This window comes from Shewanella sp. S1-58-MNA-CIBAN-0166, assembly GCF_040310085.1.
In the GTDB taxonomy this organism is placed as follows: Bacteria; Pseudomonadota; Gammaproteobacteria; order Enterobacterales; family Shewanellaceae; genus Shewanella.
In genome coordinates this window covers 1-23369 of record NZ_JBEOPN010000015.1, presented here as the reverse complement: position 1 = coordinate 23369, position 23369 = coordinate 1, and the positions used below count along the sequence as shown (strand labels likewise).

Here is a 23369-nt window from a genome sequence, read left to right as displayed (position 1 = left end):
AATTAAACAATAGATCCATCTGCTTCACTTATCAGTTCTGATCACTTGCTTTAACCACTCAGCCCCACAATCTCCAAGCTAGCCCCGATGCGCGTGATGTGGCTTGTTTGCTGGCTTTTTCAAATATCATATTCGTGCCTAAACAATAAAAATGGTTTTTAGCGCGGGTGATGGCGGTGTAAAGCAGTTCTTTACTGAGTAGCTGCCATTGGGCGGAGCTGGGTTTATGTGGCAATACAAAGCTGACTTTATCAAACTCGCTGCCTTGGCTTTTGTGTACTGTCATGGCGTAGCAAGTGTCGTGGCTGGGTAAGCGTGCGGGTAATACTTTAAGCAGGCTGCCATCGGCCATAACAAAATGGGCCATTAAGCGACTTGGCTTAGTGCTGTCTTGCAAGATTAAACCAATGTCGCCATTAAATAAGCCTAAGTTGTAATCGTTACTTTGAATAATGATTGGTCGGCCTAAATAGAACTCATTTTGAGGATTAATCAGTTTGGCGTGTTTAAGGCTGTCGGTGATGGCGATATTCATGCCCTCAACCCCAAATTCACCTGCTCGCATGGCACACAAGACTCGATATTGGTTAAAGCTGTCGATGATGGTTTGTTCAGAATGCGGCAATGTTATGGCGCAGTCCTGTCGATCCGCTTGATCGATAATGGCCTGTTGATTTATCCTTTGCTGATTTTCCTGTACCAAACTTAGATACTCACCATAAGCCTGTACCGATAATGCCAATAACGCTTGTTTACCTGTGTTATCTCCCTGGGCATTATGCTGATGTTCAAACCAATTCAATTCGGCATGATTATGTTGCCATACTTGACGAATCGCATGCACATTTGATTGATTAACCGCATTGGCTAATAACCCAATACCGGCATCACCTTTAAAACGATGGCTGTGCATCAACATACACAAACTGTCACCAATTTTAGGCTGTTGATGAATAAACTGACTGACATCTTGTTGGGTTAATTGCTCAATGAGCTTTGCCTGTGCTGCGCTGTAACGCATTGACCATGGCGATGCCTCATGCTGATTAGCTTGTTTTAAGCCAACACAAATATCCGCCAGCACTGCGCCAGCTTCTACTGATGCGAGTTGATCTTGGTCGCCTAACAATATCAAACGGCCATGAGACGGCAGGGCGCTGAGTAATTTATACATCATGGGTAAGTCGACCATCGATGCTTCATCAACCACCAGTAAATCTAAGCGCAACGGATTATCCTGATGATGCCTAAATTGATACGAGTTTGGGATAACCCCCAATAATCGATGCAATGTTGAGGCTTCTTCAGGTATTTGTTTTAGCGAATCAGTTAATACTTTCGCCAATGCAGGGTCGCTCACTTGGGTTAGCTGTTGCAGTAAACGATGTTTAGACGCCTTGATCGATTCACTCAGCCTTGCTGCAGCTTTACCTGTGGGCGCGACTAAACGGATGGTTAGCGGCGATTGGGTTAACAGTAACAATAATAGTTTAGTTACTGTGGTGGTTTTACCGGTTCCTGGGCCGCCGGTGATCACCGCTAATGCTTTGGCCAACGCTGTTGCAGTGGCTATTTTTTGCCAGTTAAACGGGCTGCTATTGCTGTCTTCTGCGGTAAATAAACATTCAATGAGTTGCGGCAGATTACTGTTAGCTAGGTCGATTTCAATCTGTTGATTGGCTAATTGGGTCAACTTAGCCGCCACTTGAGTTTCAAAGAAGTGGTACTTATTTAAATATAAGCGTCCATGTTCAAAAATCATCGGTTTATTGTCACCAGGCTGGCCGACGGCATCAAATAGCGAGATTTGTTCAATTAATTGTTGATGGTTAAGCTCAATCCGACAATTGATTTCAGCGTTGCCGCGGTTGTCTTCTGCCATGGGATTGGCTAAATTAATTTGCTCGATGACTAAACAACTGTGCTGATTCGACAATTGCTGGCTAAGCATGGCGCAAACAAGCAAGAACAGTTGCGGCTGTTGTTCGCTTATTGCGGGATCGTTATTGATGGTTTCAATACTGGCCAGCTCTAAAGCAAAATGACGATCGAGTGCTGTAATGAGCCGCTGTTCTTGCCAAAGGTGCAATAACTCAGTGATTGGATGGGTGAGTATTAGCATGATGACGTCTCCGGCGCACGATTGTCTGTATTACCTGAAAATAAGCGGTCGAGTTGTTCGATTAATGCTTGCGGTGGTTTGTCATAAAACACCCCCGCGCCAGGATGCTCAGGATGCATGCCGCGTAAAAACAGGTAATAGCAGCCGCCAATATGTTGCTGATAATTGTAGTTTGGTAATCTAAGCGATAAGTAACGATGCAACGCCAAGGTATACAAGATGTATTGTAAATTATAGCGATGAGCATCAATGGCTTTAGCCATGGCTGAGCGAGTGTAGTCGCTATAGTTATCGCCCAAATGGTTAGACTTATAATCGGCAATATAAAATTGGCCCTGGTGCTCAAAGGTTAAATCGATAAAGCCTTTTAACATGCCTTTTAAGGTATCAAAGTCGAGTCCGGCGACATAACCGTGCTGCTGCAAAATATGATTTAATTGCGATGCTTGTAAGGTTGAAATAGGCAAGTAAAACTCCATTTCGACCATTTTTTGCTTCATGCCTAATTGGCTTAATATCAGTGATGTGTCCTCTGACGATGGCTTGATAAACAGCGGCGCGGCCAATATTTGCTGATACCAGTCCATTAGCGGTTGTTGCCATAGGGCTTCGTCAAACCCATATTGTTTCATGGCTTTTGTTAGCGCAGGCGTCAGTTCAGTATCTGCTTGGGTAAAATCAAACAGTTCTAACACTAAATGCATAAAACTACCGGCATTGGCACCGCGCTCGAAGGTAAAGCGATCAAGTACGGGTTCGCTGGTGAGTTCATCTTGTAACTGTAATTGGATTAACTCATCGGTGAAGTCTTCATCGTCGGCACCGGGTGCGACTCTCTCGTGAGGCAGATGTTTCACCAAGCCAGAATAACTGCCCACTCGCCACGCAAGGCTCTGTACTCGAGTGACTTTTTTGGCCGCTAGAATGTCATTATTGTCGTTAATATCGGCGAGCACTGAATCGTCAACATCATTACTTAAACATTCCACACTCATCGCTGGTAAGGTGGCAATGGCATTCACTTTGGCTTGAATAAGAGCAAAGTCGGTTTTCTTGTCGGTAATACCCAACAGATAACCGATACCTGTTTCATGCAATTGACTGCTGATCCCCGCCTTTAATTGGCGGCTTTGGTTGGCAATATACAAATAACACACGTAAACCGGCCGTGTTAACGCCACATACAATAAGCGTAAATCTTCCGCGAGGGTTTCTTGTTTGAGTTGTTCCCAGCCTTCGTCGGTGGCGTCGATATCCCAAATGAGCTGCTCATTTTTATGGTACATCATCGGCGCAGGGCGTTTTTTATTGCCGCGGGCTAAGCTGACAAACGGCACAAAACAGACCGGATATTCTAAGCCCTTACTTTTATGAATAGTGACAATTTGCACCAAGTTCTGTTCGCTTTCTAAGCGCAATTGCTGCTCATCACCGCCATTGTTACCAATCAGTTGTTGTTCGTACCAATTGATAAGGGCGCTGCTACCATCTAGCTCAGTGGCCTTTTGCTGCAGTAATTCGGCTAAATGCCTAAAGTCGGTTAAGCGTCTTTCTCCTGAGGCTTTAAGATCTGCTGCGTTGTCGTCATCAGCATCATTAAAGCTGTTGTCACTATTGCTGCTATAACTGTTGTCATTATTGCTGCTATCACGGTGAGCATTAGCGTTATGTTTATCAACACTATTGATGTCAGCCGTGACAGATTGCGACAGATAACGATGGATCAGTTTAGTTTCGCTGGCAAAGTTAAGCAGCGCAGGCATAACGCCGCGTTGTTGCCACAACTGATGCCAATGAGTGAATTGATCTAATACCTGCTGACGTTGTTCTTCATCTTGGTTAAATTGATGGATCCGCTGGGCATTAAAACCAACAAGCTCAGTGGCCAGCGCGGCGCGGATAGCACGTTCATTTTTAGGCGTGGCTAAGGCATACAATAAAATAGCCATTTCACGGGCTTCAATGGTGTTAAATACACTGTCTCGGCTTAAAAATACCGCACCAATTTTACGTGCTGATAATGCCGCTTTCATCACGGCCGCTTCGTTACGGTCGCGCACCAATATGGCAATGTCTTTGGCAATGAGCGGTTTAGCTTCCTGTTCAAGGCTGGTATTAACTCGGCATAATCCCTGTTGCGCTTCGGTGAGTAAGCGCTTTATTTCACTGGCAGCATCAGCTGCTAGGCGTTGTCTTGCGGTAGTTTTGTTTAAGCCATTTACATCGTCTTCGGCTAATAAGCGGATCCGCAACGCCGCTGGATTGGTTGTGGCTTCACTCAGGTGTTTATTGGCTGCCGATGATGGGGTTTTAACAATATCATAGGGGATAGCTTGGCTAATAAACGGGTCTTGGTGTTGGCTGAAAAGCTGATTAACACCATTGACCAATTGAGTCGATGAGCGGTAATTGGTGTCAAGATTATAATGAGCCTGTGTTTGTTGGCGCGCGGCAATATAAGTGTAAATATCGGCGCCACGGAAAGCATAAATAGCCTGCTTAGGATCGCCAATCATTAATAAACTTAAGCGCCCCTTGTTAGCATCATCATCGTTGTTGTCATTACCAATGTCGTCATTACTTTTACTGTCATCATTTTGGCTGTGCACAGTGGTATCAGCGGCTAAGTCCAGCTGTGATGCTAACGGCTGTTGATACACCTGATTAAAAATGGTGAATTGCAGTGGATCGGTGTCTTGGAACTCATCAATTAATGCGACCGGAAAACGCTTAGCAATAGCATGGGCTAGGGTGATTGGATTTTGGCTGAGCGCCATGGCTAAGCTGAGCAATAGGTCATCGGGTGTCATCAAATTGCGTTGCTGTTTTTGGCCAGCAAAGCGTTGGCGAATTCCCTCACGGGCGCGCACTAAAAATGACGGAATAAGCTGATTAATCAACTCAAGTAAGCGCTCAATATGCTCAAGTAACGGCGCTTCAGCAGCACTGGGGATAACGCCACCTTTATTGAGTTTAAGCTCGGATAATGCCAATTGCTCCAGCGCTTTTATTGGCGGTAATCCTTGGCCAAATTTTACCCAGTTACTAATGCTATCAAACAGTTGGCTAAGTTTAGGGTAGCCGTCGGTGCCTTTGCCAAAACGTTGACCGTTTAATGGCAGCGATTGCAATAATTCAAGGGTGCTGTCGTGCAGGCTTTGCCACAATAAAGTAAAGCGGCTGATACTTTGGCTTAGCTGTTGTTGTAGGGTTTCAAAGGCCAGAGGCTGCTTTGACAATACCGCTTGGCTTGCACCTAATAACGGTCGCAGCTTTTGCGCTAACACATCAGGTTCGGCAAACACATCACTAATGGGTTGGGCTAAAAAGGGCGGTAATGGATAACACACTTCACGCCAGAAATCGCGCACTGCATGGTGTAAAAACTCACTGTCGTCGAGGGTGAATTCGGACTCAAATAGCAATGACGACTCAAATGCCATGTCTGACAATACGCGTTGGCAAAAGGCATGAATGGTAAAAATGGCCGCTTCATCTAACGACTTTAACGCTAAGTCTAAGCGTCTTAACGCAATAGGACGTTCATCTTCCGAGGTGTCTTGGTAAAGCTGTTCAATAAACTCATCATTGACGGCTAAGCCTAAAAAGCGTTTAAACGCTAAGTTAATCCGTTTACGAATTCGGTCTCTGAGTTCTTCTGTGGCGGCGTTGGTGAAGGTTACCACCAAAATTTGCTCACAACTTAACGGTGCTTTGCCACCATGGCCTAACAATAAACGTAAATATAAACCAGAAATAGTATAGGTTTTCCCTGTACCAGCACTGGCTTCAATTAAGCTGGAACCGCTAAACGGTAAGGTGAGGGCATTAAGCGGTGTCACGGTAATAGCGTCCATTAATGCGCTCCTAGTTTAGCTGCGTTGGCGATGAGTTGCGCTTGAATATCGACCGCGGTGCCACTGACAAAAGTGTCTAATTCTGCCAATTTATCTTTGTGATACTGGCTTAACATGGGTTGCAGCAAATGGATGGCTAATGCACCAAACCTAGCTTCGCTAAAGTCTTCTGGGAAATGGAATAAACGCTGGTTATGTGGGTCGTGCCCTTCGCCGAATTGGTTTTGGCCGTCATCCCATTTTTGCTGGGCTTTAAGTAGCTTTTCTTCATGGTCTCCATCGGTTTCAACATAGGCGAAGGCCGTTTTAGGCATAAAGCACAAGGGTTGAGTTTGCCCCTGAATAAAACCACTGATAAAGCGCAGGAGTTGTGCCTGCGCTTGTTCAGCAGTAATAGGCGCAAAGGCATGAAAATGGCCAATGTCGAGTAAGTAACTGAATTGATTTTTACCTATGCCTGAGGTGAACGAATTTGCCATGGCGTTGATGCATAAATGACGTAAATACACTCGAATAAAATCTCGTCCGTGGGCTGTGCCGGGGCGGTAATTGACTAAGCCTTTAGGCAGAATGTCGTCAATACGGCCGACAAGATTGACTCGCACGGTGGACGAATGGGCTGGATTTGTTTGTGCTGGTAAATCCTGCACAGATAGAGCATGCGCTGGAAAATCCTGCATCGGTAAATCAAAGTTAAGATCCACATTCAGCGTGTGCATGGTTTGTTGGTCTTGTAAAAACTGCACCCGATTAATCAACGGCGATATATCGCGTAAATATTGATTAATTAACAAGTCGTCGAACGGCGCCATGGGCAATTCACCGCTGGTTTTGAGCTTGCTGAGTAATTCGAAATCTGGGCTGTCGAGTTGATGTTCAATGGCATTGTCGAGCATGCGTGATTGCAATAAATAGCGTTCGAGTGCATTTAAGCTAAACGGTTCGTCATTGTCATCGGCTTGAATATCCAGTGATAAATCGACTTTTAAACTGCGGTTGAAAAAGAATTGCGCTGGATTACGATAAAAACGGATTAATGCCGACAATTCGAGTTCGACCACTTTAATGCCTTCGCTATTAATATGAGTATGGGCAAATACTTCATCCGCCTGTTCAGCCGACAAGGGTAATGCTTGCTCAAAAAAGTGATTGTTAATGGTCGCATTGGCTGGTGGCGGGCACCATTGGGCATTAAAGCTATGTTGCAGCTTATTCACACTATGCGCAGATAGTGGCGTTTCTCGGAAAAGTTTAGCGTCAAACGGCTGCAAAGGTTGTGCTTGAATAAGCTGTGCCAGTACGGTTTTATCGGCATCATCAAGGTTGATTTCGGCTTGTTGTTCAAGCTGTTGCTGTAAGGATTGCGGTAGGTAGCTGAGTTGGCAATACTCGACCAATTCAGACACTAGCATTGAGGCAATGCGCTCAGCATTATCGCGCTCACTGTGGCCAATATAACTGATGTAAAGTTGTTCCCTGGCCGACAGTAATGCTTCTAAAAATAAGTAGCGGTCGTCTAATCGACGCGAGCGATCGCCTTTTTTAGGGCCAAAATGCGCCATTAAATCAAACCCGACAGGATGTTGAACCCGCGGGTAAACGCCGTCATTCATTCCCAGCAAGCACACCACTTTAAAGGGGATTGAGCGCATTGGCATTAAGGTACAAAAATTCACGCTACCAGCCAGGTAACGTTGGCCGACCCGAGATTCAGTTAAGCGCTGATTAAACCACTGCTTTAGGACTTCAATATCGACTTGGCCTTGATGTCCAGCACTTTCAAGCTCAGTGTCTAGGGTGACTAATGCATCTCGAATGGCTTGAATTTGTTCACGCTCGTCATCTGTGGTGTCGTAGCAATCGGCGAGTAGTTGTTGTAATTGTTCAAGGCGCTCTGCGGTGCTGTAGTCATTGGCAAATAAGTTGAAATAAGTATCGATGGTTTCTAAAAAGTTGAGCAACTTACCTAATGCTTGCGATGATTGACCTTCAATGCCTTGCACCATCAAGGTATCGCGATAAATATCGGCATCGTCGTTAAAGGCGTAGCCCAGTATTAAACGCTTAATGCCAAATGCCCATGAGTTTTGCGTAAAAGGCTGCACACCTAGTTGGCTACGAGTTTGCTCACTGCGGCCCCAACGGACATTCGCATCGTCTAGCCAACGGCGGATTAATGACAATTCGTCATCATCGAGTTGGAAACGACGCAAAATAGCAGGCACTTCTAAAATACCAATAATGTCTGTGAGGCCAAAGCGACTTTGATTGATATTTAGCAGGCTTAAAAAGCTATTAATCAGCGGTGATTCTTGCGCTGCGCCCCTGTCGGCAATGGCGTAGGGAATGTAGTAATCGCCTTTTTGCGGGTTTTTATCAGCAAAATACTGACTGTTGGCGGTGCCAAATACCGCATCAATATACGGTGCATAGGCCGCGACATCGGGCATCATGATCACGATGTCTTTAGGGCTTAAGTCGCTGTTGTTTGATAACAGCTCTAAAAGGTGATCATGTAAGGTTTCAACTTCACGCAGGGCACTGTGGCAACTGCGTAAGGTAATTGAGTCATCACTTGGCAATAAGGTGCGGCGGGCATGAATGTCTTGATACAAACTGGCGTTTGGCCCTAATGGCTGGCCGAGTGTTTCCATTTGTAAGATATCGTACTGCACCCCGTGCAGCAGATTATTCGGCTCGGGCTCAACATAACAGTCGTAACCAAAGTCGGTGTGTTCTGGCGGTAGAGACAGTAATAAATCTAAGAGTTCGCGGCCCATTTGACCATTATTAGCCAATATGGGATTACCTACTTCGAGTTTGTCTTCCCAGTCTTGGTCGAGTTGTTTTTTGTTGGCATATTGCAGCGCCATGCGGGCGCGGGTTTTCGGCTCAATAATATCGCCCCAATAATGCTGGCAAGGGCTGAGAGACAACATAATGACATCAATGCGACTGGCTAAATGGTACAGCACATCGAGGGTTTGTGGCGGCATGGACGAAATACCAAACACGTATAAGCGAGCGGGCAACATCGATAAATCGGTATCTGGATTAGCCAAGGTTGCAATTAAATCGGCATGTAAATTGGCGCGATGATAATGGCTGGCGTGCAAATGATGTTGGTTATAGTCGATTAATGCTCGCCACAGGATCGGTTGCCATTGCTGGTTTTCATCTAATGCTAGGCGGTTGTCTAGGCTCGATAATGGCTGGTTTTGCTCCCACGCTAAAATCCACTCAGGGCGATAGACTAAGTATTGGTCAAAAATATCGGCAATGCGGCCACACAGTTGAAATAGCTTAATTGCATCATGAGACTGATTAAGCTGCAATATGGCGTGGCTGTTTGTTGTATGAATATTAGTTTCAGTATCAGTATTCGCGTTTACATCGGTATCAAGAATATCTGTAGCAGCAATATCAGTTGTGGTATCAACTTGAGGCAATAAGTACTGTTTGAGTGGGCTAAAATCTGGGTTATCTAGCAGACTTGGTAATAAGTCCATTAACTTCCACGTCATCGCCGCTTTGGTAAAAGCGTTATCTTTTGGCACATCGGGCAGCAAGTCGTGGCATAACTGCCAAGTAAAACTCGAGGGTAACGGGAACGATAATGCGGCGGCGATACCATTGTGTTTAGCTATTTCTAAACGCAGCCAAGTCGACATCCCCGGGCTTTGAACTAACACATGCTCACTGGCTAATAAACTAACGTTATCTAAACGAATAGCCAACAGTTTGGCCAGTTGTTCAGATAACACTTCCATCTGATTAGATTGAATTAAAGTAAGCATGGGCGACCCGCTAATTTGAGATTAATTCATTCTATGGACTCTGCCTTAAATCATCAATCAAAACCGTTAATAATCAGGATGATTGCTGATGTTGTGCGCAAGATCAATTGCGTAACAGCCGTAAGCGTAATCGGCGATATAACTGCCTAAAGCGTTGCTGCTGTTGCTGGATTTGTAATTCCGACAGTGGTTGATATTTAAGTGCTACATAGGCACTGCTTAGGGCAGTAAAGTCCGCTGCCACTTGAGGGGTAAGGGCGCTTAAATGTGCGTTAACCGCTGCGGCGTAATCAGACGCTGCTTGACCTTGTTGACGGGCGATGCCTTTTTTAGCTAAGCGTTGGCAAATGAGTTGATAGCGTTTATTAAGGGGATCTTGGTGGCGATCAACATTGAACAACCCGGCGTAATAGGCAATAACCAGTGCGATAATGATAAAGCTAAAAATCATTAGTAAGGCGATTTTGGTGCTGCTAACATCACCCAATAATTTCGCTAACACTTGCTGTTTACGTTGCTCGTCAAAACCTAATACCCACACACTCCAGTAGTAATCGACACTGGCAAATTGCTGGCGCAATTCATTTAACCATGGGTATTGTTTCATGTGCAGCGTGCTAAAAGGGCTGTCTTGTAAGTAGCTGCTTTGGCTGTCAAAGGTGGCGTCAAATCCATCTAATACCCGCTGCGGTGCAATCATTGCGGTAGGGTCAAAACGCTGCCAACCTTGGCCTTCAAACCACACTTCGGTCCATGCATGGGCCATGTATTGATAAACACTGTAATAACCCGCTTTGGCATTATAATCGCCGCCCTGATAACCGGTTACCATACGGGTTGGAATGCCGCTAGCGCGTGCCATAAACACTAGCGCAGAGGCGTAATGAGCACAAAATCCTGCACGGTTTTCAAACAGGAAATCATCAATTTGTTGCTCGCCAACACTAGGCGGGCTCAAGGTGTAGTAATAGGCTTGTTCAGCAAAGTAATTCATCATCGCATTAATACGCGCTTGTGGATCTGGATAATCTTTGGCGAACTGCAAACCGAGTTTTCGGGTTTTTGGATTGCTATTGGCTGGCAACGCAAGGTTTAGCTGTTGGGTATTTGAGTCGAGTTTGAGACCCATGATCGTGTCAGGATATGAGGTCACTCTATAGCTCATTCGCTGATCGACAGGCCTTAACGAATACAAACGATAATCTGCTAATTCAACCACTTGATCATTGCTGCTAAACGCTTCATCTAAGCCATATAGCCATTTTTGATGACTGGGTTCGCTAATGACCACATAGTCGATTTTTTTACTGCTAGGATTAGGATTAGGATTAGCACTAGCAACGTTGTTAGGGGCTTGGCGCATGGGCTTGTTAAAGTATGCTTGTCGCTGAATTTGTTGAATACTGGGGTCTTGACGCCAGGTTTTGCCATCATAATTTTCCATCACCAGAGTACGCCAATACAAATCCTGATTGGCAGGTCCTAGGGTGCTGCCATCTGGATTATCAAAACCCACTCTAAAGGCTAATTCTGCTGAGCGAGTGAGCTTACTAATGTCACCAAATGACATTTCATCAGACAAACCTGTCTTGGCCGTTTTCATATTAGGCACTAACCATAATGGCCCAAGGCGTGGGAACACCACAAACAGTAATATGGCTAACGGAAGACTTTGTAATATTATTTTAAGGCTAAAACTGAGGTTAGCGACTTTGTTCGATTTGTCTTGGTAAACACTGATTAATACGCCGGTATTGAGCACCGCTACCGCCAATAAGTGCAGGGTATTAAGCATGCTTTGTTGATCAAGCAAGGTCAGGCCGATAAGGAAATAGCCGACTAACACAATGGCTTTAACATCTCTCAGTTCGCGCATTTCAATATATTTTAACGCGTAACCTAAAATTAATAAATTCACCAACGCATTGAGCAAACCGATTTCACTCGACACTAAGGCGAGGGTTGTTGCGGCGCCAATGGCCAAAGTGGTTACCAATAGTTTAGGCGGAGCGGCTACTTTGCCGAGAAAAATCCCCACGCGCCAAACAAAACAAATGGCACAAATACCAATGCTCCACAGGGTCGCTTGTTGATGTAAAGGGCTGAGGATGGCTACATTGGTGATTAACAACCAAAACAAGGTATTGCGGCTAATGATGGTATCAAAGTTATCGGTCATGATGGTTCACCCACGGATGAGGTTGCCACATTACCTGGATTAAAATCGGGATTCATATGTGTGGGTGCATGATAAGTTGCAATGGCGGTATGACAAGCCACTCGATGGGCTTCGCCTGTTTGCTGATTGATAATATGCTCATCCAGAATTAAGCCAAATATTTGCTGCGATTGACTTAACTTATCGACTTGCCATGCGAGTTTGCTGAGCTTGTGTTCAATGTCATTGCCCGATGTGCTGGCCAAGGTTAACCAAACGGGTAATCCTTCTGGCTCAGCAAATTCTTTGGATAACATGCCTTTGCCCTGAGCCCATTTTTTCCACGCCACTTGTTTAAGTGATTCACCGGGAATATAGCTGCGTAAGCCTTTGTAGTCGTCAACACCTGGGCGCAATTTACCGTGTTCATTGTGGTTATCATTATCGCTAATATGGCTTGCCAATTCGATATCACACATTTCTGGTTTAGCGAAAATAACATGATGAATATCTAAGTCGACATAGGACCATGCGCGGCATAATCCTAACGGAAAGTAGGATGAGACTTTGATTCGCCCAGGGTTTAATTTGCCACGTTTAGGCTGTTCAAACGGCACAATTGCAATAGTTTGCTCGTGCATTTGTTTAACCCGAACATGGCGCTGGTAACTAAATTGCAAACAAATTTGTTGGTGGGTGGTGTCGGGATTATTTTGGCGAGTATGGCCGGTTAACATGATAGGAAATGGCATGCTGTCTTCGGCATAACCTTGCGGTGGCGTGACGGCATTAAATGTTAACCCTGCAAGATTTTTATAACTGTAAATTATGCAAGTATGGAACACACTGGCGAGCAATAAGCTTAAGCCAATCACCAAGTTATTTTGATAATTGGTGCCAAACAAATACAGTAAAACGATCAACCCAATCCACACTAATCCAAAACCACTGGGGAGAATAAAAATACCTTTGTGGCTGAGGGTAATCTGCTTTTGTGGTGGCAGGCGCTTACTTATCCACCTTGACCAGCGTTGGGTTAACGATGCTGGAATTAACCGACGTAACCGAGACGGCTTAATAGCGCCATTGGCATAGGTTGTTGAAGAGTGCTTGTTTGCTGTCGTCGATTTAGCCATGTGCTTGCGCCGTTAACGTATTGGGTTGACGCTGGCGAGAATAGTGTCAGACAACGCTTGGCCTTGAAATTGACTACTGCTGCGAATGCGATGTTCGGCAACCGAGGCAAATACCGCTTGAATGTCTTCGGGTACCACGTACTGACGTTGGTTGATAAAAGCCCATGCTTTGGCTGCTTGTAGCAAAGCAATACTGGCTCGAGGCGATAACCCGTTAGCGACATTGTGTTGCCGAGAGAAATCAACCAAGGCAATTAAATAATTCAGTACCGCATCAGATGCAGACACTTGCGCCACTTGTTGTTGCAGTAGCATTAGCTCTTGCGGCGTTAAGCATTGTGATAATGATGCTGGTTTATTGGCTTGAGTGCGTGATTTTAACATGGCTAACTCGGCTTCTGCACTGGGATAACCGATAGAAATACGCATCATAAATCGATCGAGTTGCGATTCTGGTAACGGGAAGGTGCCGGCTTGATCAACGGGGTTTTGGGTGGCAATAACAAAAAACGGTGAACTCAGCGGATGGGTGATGCCATCAATGGTTATTTGTTGTTCAGCCATAGCTTCAAGCAAAGCACTTTGGGTTTTGGGGCTGGCGCGGTTAATTTCATCGGCCAACAACATTTGATTAAATATTGGGCCTTTATGAAAGATAAATTGTTGTTGTTCTTTGCTGTAAATGGACACCCCAAGAATGTCCGCTGGTAGCATGTCGCTGGTAAATTGGATCCGCTGGTAACTCATGCCTAAACTGCTGGCAATACCTTGAGACAAACTGGTTTTGCCCATGCCGGGTAGATCTTCAATCAGTAAATGACCTTTGGCGAGGATACAAGCGACGGCAAGTTTTATCTGCTCAGGTTTACCGAGCAATACTTGGCTTAGTTGGTTAAGTAATGTTTGAATAGTTGATTGCGACACGAAAACTCCAACTGTTAGTAATAAACCGTTGTGGGTTTATTGTAAATGACGGTTTGTAGTGATGGTTTGTCGTTTTATTCTAAAGCCATTTCTCGCTATGGTTTCTCGCTATGATTTCTAGTTATGTTTTAGCGCTTCGGTTTCTAACTTTGATATATTGCCACGATTGCTCATTGCCTGATCCATATGGCCTATTGCATTTACCCACAAGTGGACTTCAATAATCAGCCAGTCTGTACCATATTTAAAGCATACGTTATCTTGCTGACGGGTGTGAAACAAAATACACCGCCACAGCGTGGCGGCTATTGCGAACAAAAACGAATAACAACAGCTAACAAAAACTAACTGCTAGCAACTAAAAAGGTAACTAACAATTAATCGTGCTTAATAACGGTAGCTGAGCTCTTTTGAACTAAACATTCCTTCACTTAACGATTTTTGCTGTTGGAATATCATTCGATAACTCAACACCGCTTGAACATATTCGCGAGTTTCAGTGTAAGGAATCGTTTCAATAAAACTCATCACATCTAAGCTGCCATTAGACTGTCTTAACCAACGTCTCACGCTGCCAGGACCAGCATTATACGCTGCTGTTGCCAACACGCGGTTTTGGTCAAACTGTTTAAGTAACTCACTGTAATAGGCGCTGCCTAACATAATGTTCACTTTAGGGTCGTACAGGTCTTTTACGTTATTAAAAGGTATTTTGTTCTTTTTGGCAGTTTGTTTGGCGGTAGCAGGCATTAATTGCATTAAGCCTCTAGCCCCCACACCAGAGGTGGCATACAGATAAAACGCACTTTCTCGACGAGAAATAGCGCGGATTTCGTCAATGTCTACCGAGAACTTTTTACTGGCTTTGAGGAACTCATCGTTAGCTGCCTCAGGAAAACGCAGTACAAGTGAATTCCATAATTTGCCCTGAATACTGGATTCAACACTAAACGCATGCCAGCCATTGCTTAAGGCAAATAGACCATATTGGGCGGTCATTTCACTGTTGTGGCGGCGCATTAAATACAGCCATTCGTTGCGAGCATCGATTTGCTTATCTAAAGCCATTAATTCGACTACGCGCGCCAAACCAGGGTCTTGGTTTAATGTTGCTTGCAACGCTGGATTAGGGGCTAAATTGTCGTCGTTCATCGCCAGAGGTTTGCCTAACGCTTCAGCCGCATTAAAACCGTAAAAATTACGCTCACCACTTAAGGTTGACTGTAATTGGGTTGCGCGGTTTTTGTCATGGCGCGAGGTCATTTTAGCTTGCCAATATTGCCAGCGAGAATCGACCTTACCTTGATCGCTCAATAACGCTAAATACTTTTCTACTGTGCTGAAGTCTTGCTCACGAATAGCCCAACGTAGGCGCATTTCGTATAAATCGTCCGATTTCAGTAATGGCAGCATGGTATCAATATGCGCCACCAGTTTGGCGTCTTGCTTAATCAGCGCTCGGCGGACTAAATAGCGATTGAGCTGGCGCGCTTCAAGGTCGCTGAAGCGGTTGGCTTTTTGATATTTAACGTACAATTTAATCGCTTGATGTAAATCCTTTTGCGCTAGCTTACGTAAGCCGGCATCAACAATATCGCCCACTATGGGTTTAGAGCTGGAAAACTTGTTCATGTGACGTAAAATATTAGGATCGCGATAAACCGACAATAGTAGTTTGGCTTCATTATCGTGTTGGGTGACTTTTTGCGATAAATAACTCAGCAAACTGGATTGACTAGCATTAAAGCTGAGCAACATCCGCGTCCAAATGAGCTCTTGGGTGCGATAGCCCGCTTTAGTCCATTGGTTTATCACCGCATCGCATTCATTGGGACGTGAATAGCCATGAACCCATAAACGTTCTATGCCTTTGTAAGCCATGGTTTCGTTACCAGCATCAAGTTGAGCCTGGTAGTAATAACACTGTAAGCGCACATCGTTAGGAGTGTCTGGCGCTATCACTAGAAAGTCTTGCCAACGCTGTTTTTTACCGGCATTGAGCAGGTAGCGATAACGCGCATTGTTATAAAGTGGCGTGGTATCAAATTGGTTGATGGCATTGAGCGCTTTGTCGCCAGGAGATTGCACTATGCTGTCGATTTTTGCGTGGTAATCAAGGTAAACCGTTAATGGATAGTCGCCGAGTTGGTTGCGAAGGGCTTGATACTTGTCGAGCTGTTTTTTATCCAGAGCTTGGCGAGCATCAAGATAGCGTTGCTGTTGTGAAGTCAGCGCATTAGCTTGGCTAATAAAGGCCAATGATGTACTAAGTAATAATGCGCCTGTAATTAAAGTGTTCGCCCAAGTTTTACGCATTTAAATGACAATCTCCGCCTCTGTATTTCGTTTGCTATCAGTATGTGTTTGATAAATGATTGCTAATAAGTGTTGCTGTAAATAAATATGTTACGGCTTGAGTGACTATTAACCTTGTTGCTTAAATAAAGATTAATCATCACTCATTTTATCGATTAACTATTACTGGCGTGCTTTTCGACTGACTCATCAAGTGCACGGTTGAGCAATTGTTTATCTAACTGCTTACTGGTGTCGACGCCTAATTGCTGCATGTAATGCGCTTGTCTAATGACGTTACCTTTGCCCGAAGACAGTTTTGCCATGGCACTTTGATAGCTTTTATCTGCCGTATCTAGGGCGCGCCCGAGTTTTTCCATGTCTTCCAAATAGCCGCATAATTTGTCGTAAATACGACTTGCTTGTTTGGCGATATTTTGGGCATTTTGATTTTGGTACTCATAACGCCATATATTATTGATAGTACGCAAAGCCACTAATAAGTTAGTCGGACTGACCAGCATAATATTTTGCTCTAAAGCGAAATTGACTAAGCTTGGGTCGTATTCAATGGCCAGTAAAAATGCCGGCTCAATGGGAATGAACATTAGCACATAGTCCAAGCTCTTAAGGCCATGCAACTTATGATAATCTTTTTGACTAAGGCCTTTAATATGCTGCCTAATTGATAATGCATGTTCTTTTATGGCTTGGTCGCGAATAACTTTGTCTTCGCTATTAAAGTAACGTTCATAGCTAACTAACGACATTTTGGCATCGATTACTACGTCTTTTTGCTCGGGTAAATGCACAATCACATCGGGCTTAAAACGCTTGCCGTTATCGTCTTTTAAATCTTGTTGGGTTTGGTACTCATGACCTTCGCGTAAACCACTTTCTTGTAGTACGCGCTCTAAAATGACTTCACCCCAATTACCTTGCTGCTTGTTGTCACCTTTAAGTGCTTTGGTGAGGTTAATGGCGTCTTGGCTCATTTTTAAGTTGAGATCGCGCAAATTATCTAATTGATGTTTCAATGCGCTACGTTCAGATTGCTCATGAGTATACGACTCTTGAATTTGACGTCTGAAACCTTCTAATTGTTGTTTCAGTGGCCCGAGAACACCGTCAATTTGCGAGACATTTTGTTGTTTAAAGCTTTCACTGCGTTCTTCAAAAATTCGATTAGCCAGGTTTTCAAATTGCAGTTTAAGGCGTTCTTCAGCAGACTCGAGTAGCACGATTTTATCTTGTAATGACTTTTGTTCAGTTTCTGCTTTGACCAAAATCGTTTGTTGCACCGCGTTTGACTTGGCTAAGTTGAGCTGCGATTCCATTAAACGATGTTGGGTGTCGACCATTTGTTGCTCGACGAGGTTAACCCTGTCTGCTTTGGTTTCTGCGCTGGAAAGTTGGCCAATCAAATCTTCTATCTTGCTTTGCAGATGATTGCTGTGATCGATTTTATCATCGAGATTATCTTGTAATCTCGACATTTCTATTTGAACTTCGTTGAGCTGTTGAAGTGTTTGTTGTTCATGTTGAAGTTTAAGCTGCTCCCATCGTTTACGAGTTAATCGTTGATTGATTAGGGCGCCAATTAAAAAGGCAACAAACGCGACAGCAATCACAGCTGCAATTTGAGGAGGAGTTAACGACACTGCAAAAGGCATAACAAAAACCGATAGAAAATAATGGTTAAGGGTCGCACGGCTAATAAGCAGCTGCAAGGGGTAAACTAAGGATTTAATGAAATATTGTTGTTAATGATTAAATTTAAATCTACTCGCAATATTGGTGCGTACAGACAACTATGATGACATGCTCAGTGTGCTATTTTGCGAATAGATAAAGGTTAGCGGTTTTTTAGTTGTTTTTAACCATCAGCTGAAATAAAAATAGCTTTTTACCTGTCTATTGAGAGACGTAAGGCAGATTATAGTGACACTTGGCTGTCGACAAATATTTTAACGAGGTGATTTATGACCGGTAAAAAACGTTTTACTCAAGGCATACAAAAACGTGCTTCTTGGCATATTCCTGATAACCAAGTTACGCCTGAGTCGGTATTTAATGATCGTCGTAACATTATTAAAGCCTTAGGGTTAGGTGCATTAGGAGCGAGTTTACCTGGTCAGGTTCAAGCCGGTATTTTTGATTTATTTGGCGAGCAAAAAGCACAAAATCCTTTTGTCACTCAAGGATTGCAATACGCCACACCTGCCAAATTTGTGTTACCTAATCCTAAAACCCCTGAAGACAAGGTGACTCGTCACAATAATTTCTATGAGTTTGGTACCAACAAATCGGACCCAGTTGATAATGCCCAAGGGTTTAAGGTTGATCCATGGACGCTAACCATCGATGGTTTAGTCGATAAACCGATTACCCTAGATTTACATGAGCTGACAACCCGTTTTGCCCTTGAAGAACGCACTTATCGCTTACGCTGTGTTGAAGCTTGGTCGATGGTGGTTCCGTGGGTCGGTTTTTCGTTAGCCAGCTTACTTAAACAAGCCGGCGTGCAAAGTAATGCGACTCACATTGCTTTTGAAACCCTGTTTGACCCGGACCAAATGCCTGGACAAAAGAGTCGCTTAATGGGTGGTGGGATCCATTACCCGTATGTTGAGGGTTTAACGGTTGCCGAGGCAATGAATGATTTATCGTTTTTAGCCGTAGGCTTATATGGTAAAACCTTGCCGCCACAAAATGGTGCCCCAATCCGCTTAGTCGTGCCTTGGAAATATGGCTTTAAAAGTATTAAGTCTATTGTGCGTATTCGGGTGATGGATAAACAGCCTCCGACAAGCTGGAACCAATTGGCCTCGAGTGAGTATGGTTTTTACGCCAATGTAAACCCAGAAGTTGACCATCCTCGTTGGTCGCAAGCATCTGAGCGCAGTATTGGTGAAGGCGGCTTATTTTCTGCTAAACGTATTCCTACGCAAATGTTCAATGGTTATGGCGATTCAGTGGCCGATTTATACAAAAATATCGATTTGAGGAAGTTTTACTAATGCGGATAAGCCCTCGAGGTCTGTTTTGGTTAAAGGTGTTGTTGCATATTAGCTTTTTATTGCCAGCCTTTTATCTCGTGGCGCTAGTGTTAACAGACAATGCGGGCGGCGATCCGGTGCAGTATATTATTCACTACACGGGTATGGGCGCGATCAATAGCCTGTTAGTGACGTTGCTTATTTCGCCCATCGCCAAGCGTTTTAAAATAGCAGCGCTGATACAAACTCGTCGATTAGTGGGGTTGTATGTGTGCGCCTATGCGCTGTTGCACATCAGTGCATTTATTAGCTTAGATTTGTTGTTTGCGTGGGGATTATTGTTTGAAGAGGTCATAAAGCGACCTTATATTTTAGTTGGCGCGGCGACCTTGATTATCATTTTATTACTGGCGATAACCTCTCCGAACCGGATTAAACGCAGTATGGGTAAGCGCTGGCAATCATTGCACAATTGGATTTATCTGGCTGCAATATTGGCACCTATCCACTTTTATTGGTCGGTAAAGTCTGAAATTATTGAACCTAGCATTTATATTGCGCTATTTGCGGTGCTATTGTTTTACCGCAAAGGCAGTATTTATAAATGGTTGAAGCCGAAAAAATAACCCAAGCTATGGCTAACGCCTCAATTTTTGATTGAGGCCGTTGGTTGAAAACGCCGCAAACACGGTAAATATCATCACTGATATCATGATAATGGCCAATCTTAACCAAGGCTGTTCGAGTGCAATGCGCATATCGATGAAATTGAACGTGGTTACCGCCCACACAAATACCACGCTGATCAGTAACCCCAGTTTGAGTAATGTACGCACAAATGAATGTCTAATGAACATCAACAATGGTAAACAAATGGCGATAATAGCCATTATATGCTGATCGAATCGTAAGAAATGTGCGCCCAATAATAGGTAAGCCAAGCTAATAATGGTTACTCGCCACCACATACCAATTCTCCTCAATAACGTGCGATAACAAATGTCATCAGTAACGTAGTCAATAACATCATTGCCAGTATTACTAGCGTATTAATTGACCTTGACTGACGCAGCATAACGTTAAATGGGGGCCGAATCTTGATTGTGGTTCACATATTACTTAATTACATCTGCTTAGAATATTAACGACTATCAAACCGATCTTTGTTCCGCTAACGGCGTTGCGCCTTGTTAGCAAAACAAATGACCTTTATTTTGCAGCTTCTAAAGCGGCAATTTTAGCCCAAACCTGTTCTGATTCAGCCGTGAGTAATGAATAGGTTTTAATATCGCCTTTACGCTGGGCTTGCATGGCTTGTTCGAGTATTAAATCATAGCTTTTACGTAATTTTTTGACTGGGTCTGGCTTTAAAAATGAAAACATTGTGTAACCCTTAGTGATGATTATTTGCATATAGTACGAGTGCTGTGGGATTTCAGCCCAATATCATTCACGCTCTTTTCCACCATGTTCCTCGTTATGCACATCGTATTACTGAGGATACAGCGAGTTATTGCTCAAAGGATATTGTGGTTGCCCTTATGGATATTGATTCATTTTCACTATAAAAACAAATCATTACCGTGCTGATAATGAACGGCATCGAAAGATTAGTGCTGCTAAATTATCGTTAGAGTTACTAACTCTGAGGTTAAAATAGAAATCGTTTCAGTGATAAATTATTATTAATTATCAATGTGATAGATTCTCTATCACTCACGCTTATAAAAACCTATTGCCGATAGGTTTTTAGTTTGACATACTATTGCGTACCTTGTTAAGAGAACTTTGTAATGCAATTAGGCGATCTAGAAAAGTTAGTACTTCAATTCCTTTGGTCTGAAAAAGAAGCCGATGCGAAGCGTGTTCATATTGCAGTTGGGATGAGTCGTGGTAACTCGTTAAACACGATTCAAACTACATTAGATCGATTATTTAAGAAGAGTCTGTTAAGCCGAACTAAGCAGGGGCATGCACATTTGTATACCGCTATAGTCGATCGTGAATCGCTCATCGCCACGTTAATTACAGATGTTACAGCCGATTTTATCGAAGATGGCGAGCATAGTCTTATTGCTGCTTTTGCTTCCTCGTCAGCCAATCTCGATGATGCTCAATTTGAAGCGTTGGAAAAACTTATCGAACAGCAACGCCAGTTACGTAGCAGGAAAATATAAGATGCTAGAGGGTAACGAGGCTATTTTGTTGAATTTAATGAGTGTTGCAATAACGGCTTTCGTTATCGTGACGATATTAATATCTGCCATTATCCCGTTGATTAAAAATAACCTCAATTCATTTGGTTTTATTGCTCGAAAGCGCACGTTATGGCTATTAGCAACCGCGCCTTGGTGGATAGCTTTATGTTGCGTTGTCATATTTTTTCCACGTCAAGATACTAATAATGTAATCGCTTTGATGGAAAAAATTGCTCATTGGCACCATATTGATGTGTTCAAGTTTACAAGCTGGCATGGCTTAACGTTGGTTGTTGCAGCCCTCATATTGGCTGTGATGGTTAACCTTGCGTTTGTTCAAATTCGTCGACACTCAATCGCGATGCACAACCTTTTTAAATTTTCAGATGTGCAACCTATAAGTGGTGATAATAATCAGACTATTTATTCTATTGCATCAAGCATCCCAGCAGCTTTTACAATTGGCTTGATCAAGCCTAGGGTTTATCTTACCACTGGATTACTTCAACAACTTGAACCATTGGCTCTGGATATCATTATCCAACATGAATTAGCACATGTACGTGCAAGAGATCCTCTATTTAAAAGTATTTACTCTTTTTTCTGTCTGCTTTATCCAAAGCCAATTCGGCGCATTTTACAACAGTATTTTACTTTGCTCACAGAACAACAAGCAGACTCCGTCGTAACGGGTTATCACGATAACCTTGATGTGGCACAAACATTAATTTCAGTCGCCAAGAAGCAACGTCAGTTTCCTCATCGTTGTGAGGGGAGTGTGGTTAGTCATTTTAGTCATGATCAAATTACTTTGCGGGTACAAAAGCTTCTATCACCACAGAGCCAAATATCCGAACTTACTCTGGTATTTACGGGACTGTGTTTTCTAACTGCAATGCTGTTTACGGTATTAATGGTAGATGGTTTTCACCATCTAATTGAAACTTATTTCATCCATTAAATCAGACTATGAATCAATCAATTCGTTAGAACCGTAAAAGTAAAAAACCGATGACCAACTGATTTATTTGTTTTGCTTACCACACTCCACTATATCGAATGTTACATACCCATAAGGAAGTTATTTTGACTGAAACAGACACTTTGGAGCCATCCAATGCTAAGTAAATTATCAAGCTATTGCTTGTTCGCAATCCTCATTGGCTGTGCTTTTATCAGTATCGAAGTATTTGCCCATGGGGTTGATGACAACACTCGAGCTTTTTTAGAACAAAATAGTGGCGTGCAGTTTGTACCTTTTCTCTACATTGGTGCTAAGCACATGATTACCGGCTATGACCACTTATTATTTCTGGTTGGTGTTATCTTTTTCTTATATAGAAGCCGGGATGTTTTCTTATATGTCACGATGTTCACTATTGGCCATAGCACTACCTTACTACTTGGTGTTTTAGGTGATATTCAAGTTAATGCCTACCTCGTTGATGCGATTATTGGTTTATCTGTCGTGTACAAAGGATTTGATAACTTAGGCGGCTTTAAGCGTTGCTTTAATTGGCAGCCTAATACCCAATGGGCAGTATTAATTTTCGGATTGTTTCATGGTTTAGGTTTAGCGACTAAGTTGCAGGAGTTCAATTTACCAAAAGAAGGCCTTTTTACCAATTTAGTGGCCTTTAATATTGGGGTAGAACTGGGTCAATTTGCTGCGCTAGTGGTTATTTTGATTGTCATTAATGTATGGCGAAAATGGCCTTCATTTCAGCGTTTTTCTACGCTTACAAACACACTACTAATGAGCGCGGGTGTCATGTTGATTGTGTATCAACTGACTGGCTACGTAATTAACCTGAGATCGGTTTAAGCCATAACAACAATAGCGCCAAACTCAGCATTCGTAATATTGAGTTGTGGCTTAGTTT

At 43.4% G+C, this 23369-nt stretch carries 15 protein-coding genes; 5 read left to right on the top strand and 10 right to left on the bottom strand.

The window, feature by feature from the left end; genetic code table 11:
- Window positions 1–58 precede the first annotated feature (58 nt).
- From recD to rmuC, 8 genes are all read right to left on the bottom strand, one after another.
- Complete coding sequence (gene recD, locus AAEY99_RS10815; protein ID WP_351010464.1) at window positions 59–2122, bottom strand: exodeoxyribonuclease V subunit alpha; 2064 nt, start codon at window positions 2120–2122, stop codon at window positions 59–61.
- Window positions 2116–5979, bottom strand: coding sequence for a UvrD-helicase domain-containing protein (locus AAEY99_RS10810; protein ID WP_351010462.1), 3864 nt, complete (start codon window positions 5977–5979; stop codon window positions 2116–2118). Before AAEY99_RS10810 ends, recD begins: the two co-directional genes overlap by 7 nt.
- A complete protein-coding gene (gene recC / locus AAEY99_RS10805) occupies window positions 5979–9776 on the bottom strand; it encodes an exodeoxyribonuclease V subunit gamma (protein ID WP_101087960.1) in 3798 nt (1265 codons plus the stop codon). Before recC ends, AAEY99_RS10810 begins: the two co-directional genes overlap by 1 nt.
- Window positions 9777–9879: 103 nt before the next feature.
- On the bottom strand, window positions 9880–11955 hold the full coding sequence (locus AAEY99_RS10800; RefSeq protein WP_351010461.1) for a transglutaminase TgpA family protein: 2076 nt from the start codon (window positions 11953–11955) through the stop codon (window positions 9880–9882).
- Entirely contained in the window at window positions 11952–13070 is a 1119-nt protein-coding gene (locus AAEY99_RS10795) for a DUF58 domain-containing protein (protein WP_351010459.1), read from the bottom strand. Before AAEY99_RS10795 ends, AAEY99_RS10800 begins: the two co-directional genes overlap by 4 nt.
- Window positions 13071–13082: 12 nt before the next feature.
- On the bottom strand, window positions 13083–13994 hold the full coding sequence (locus AAEY99_RS10790; protein WP_101087966.1) for an AAA family ATPase: 912 nt from the start codon (window positions 13992–13994) through the stop codon (window positions 13083–13085).
- A gap of 387 nt (window positions 13995–14381) precedes the next feature.
- The gene (locus tag AAEY99_RS10785; RefSeq protein ID WP_351010458.1) at window positions 14382–16310 is read right to left on the bottom strand and encodes a transglycosylase SLT domain-containing protein; all 1929 of its coding nucleotides are present in this window, start codon (window positions 16308–16310) and stop codon (window positions 14382–14384) included.
- A gap of 155 nt (window positions 16311–16465) precedes the next feature.
- Entirely contained in the window at window positions 16466–17962 is a 1497-nt protein-coding gene (gene rmuC / locus AAEY99_RS10780) for a DNA recombination protein RmuC (RefSeq protein ID WP_101087970.1), read from the bottom strand.
- A 309-nt stretch (window positions 17963–18271) separates the two neighbouring features.
- On the opposite strand from rmuC, the gene msrP reads away from it, so the two are divergent.
- Together msrP and msrQ are read left to right on the top strand one after the other, a co-directional pair.
- Window positions 18272–19309: a protein-methionine-sulfoxide reductase catalytic subunit MsrP gene (gene msrP / locus AAEY99_RS10775; protein WP_101087972.1), complete on the top strand. Its 1038-nt coding sequence runs from the start codon at window positions 18272–18274 to the stop codon at window positions 19307–19309.
- Window positions 19309–19914: a protein-methionine-sulfoxide reductase heme-binding subunit MsrQ gene (gene msrQ, locus AAEY99_RS10770; RefSeq protein WP_351010456.1), complete on the top strand. Its 606-nt coding sequence runs from the start codon at window positions 19309–19311 to the stop codon at window positions 19912–19914. Before msrP ends, msrQ begins: the two co-directional genes overlap by 1 nt.
- A 12-nt stretch (window positions 19915–19926) precedes the next feature.
- Here the strand turns inward: msrQ and AAEY99_RS10765 are convergent, their stop codons facing one another.
- Together AAEY99_RS10765 and AAEY99_RS10760 are read right to left on the bottom strand one after the other, a co-directional pair.
- Complete coding sequence (locus AAEY99_RS10765) at window positions 19927–20256, bottom strand: hypothetical protein (protein ID WP_351010455.1); 330 nt, start codon at window positions 20254–20256, stop codon at window positions 19927–19929.
- 241 nt (window positions 20257–20497) lie between these two features.
- The gene (locus AAEY99_RS10760) at window positions 20498–20671 is read right to left on the bottom strand and encodes a DUF6435 family protein (RefSeq protein ID WP_157822828.1); all 174 of its coding nucleotides are present in this window, start codon (window positions 20669–20671) and stop codon (window positions 20498–20500) included.
- 410 nt (window positions 20672–21081) lie between these two features.
- Here AAEY99_RS10760 and AAEY99_RS10755 point away from each other — a divergent pair, with 410 nt between their 5' ends.
- The 3 genes from AAEY99_RS10755 to AAEY99_RS10745 all read left to right on the top strand — a co-directional run bounded on the left by AAEY99_RS10755 (window position 21082) and on the right by AAEY99_RS10745 (window position 23311).
- Window positions 21082–21465, top strand: a complete 384-nt coding sequence (locus AAEY99_RS10755) for a BlaI/MecI/CopY family transcriptional regulator (protein ID WP_101087978.1) — start codon at window positions 21082–21084, stop codon at window positions 21463–21465.
- Window position 21466: 1 nt separating this feature from the next.
- Window positions 21467–22447: a M56 family metallopeptidase gene (locus AAEY99_RS10750; RefSeq protein WP_351010454.1), complete on the top strand. Its 981-nt coding sequence runs from the start codon at window positions 21467–21469 to the stop codon at window positions 22445–22447.
- A 156-nt stretch (window positions 22448–22603) separates the two neighbouring features.
- Entirely contained in the window at window positions 22604–23311 is a 708-nt protein-coding gene (locus tag AAEY99_RS10745; protein ID WP_351010452.1) for a HupE/UreJ family protein, read from the top strand.
- The last annotated feature ends 58 nt before the right edge of the window (window positions 23312–23369 follow it).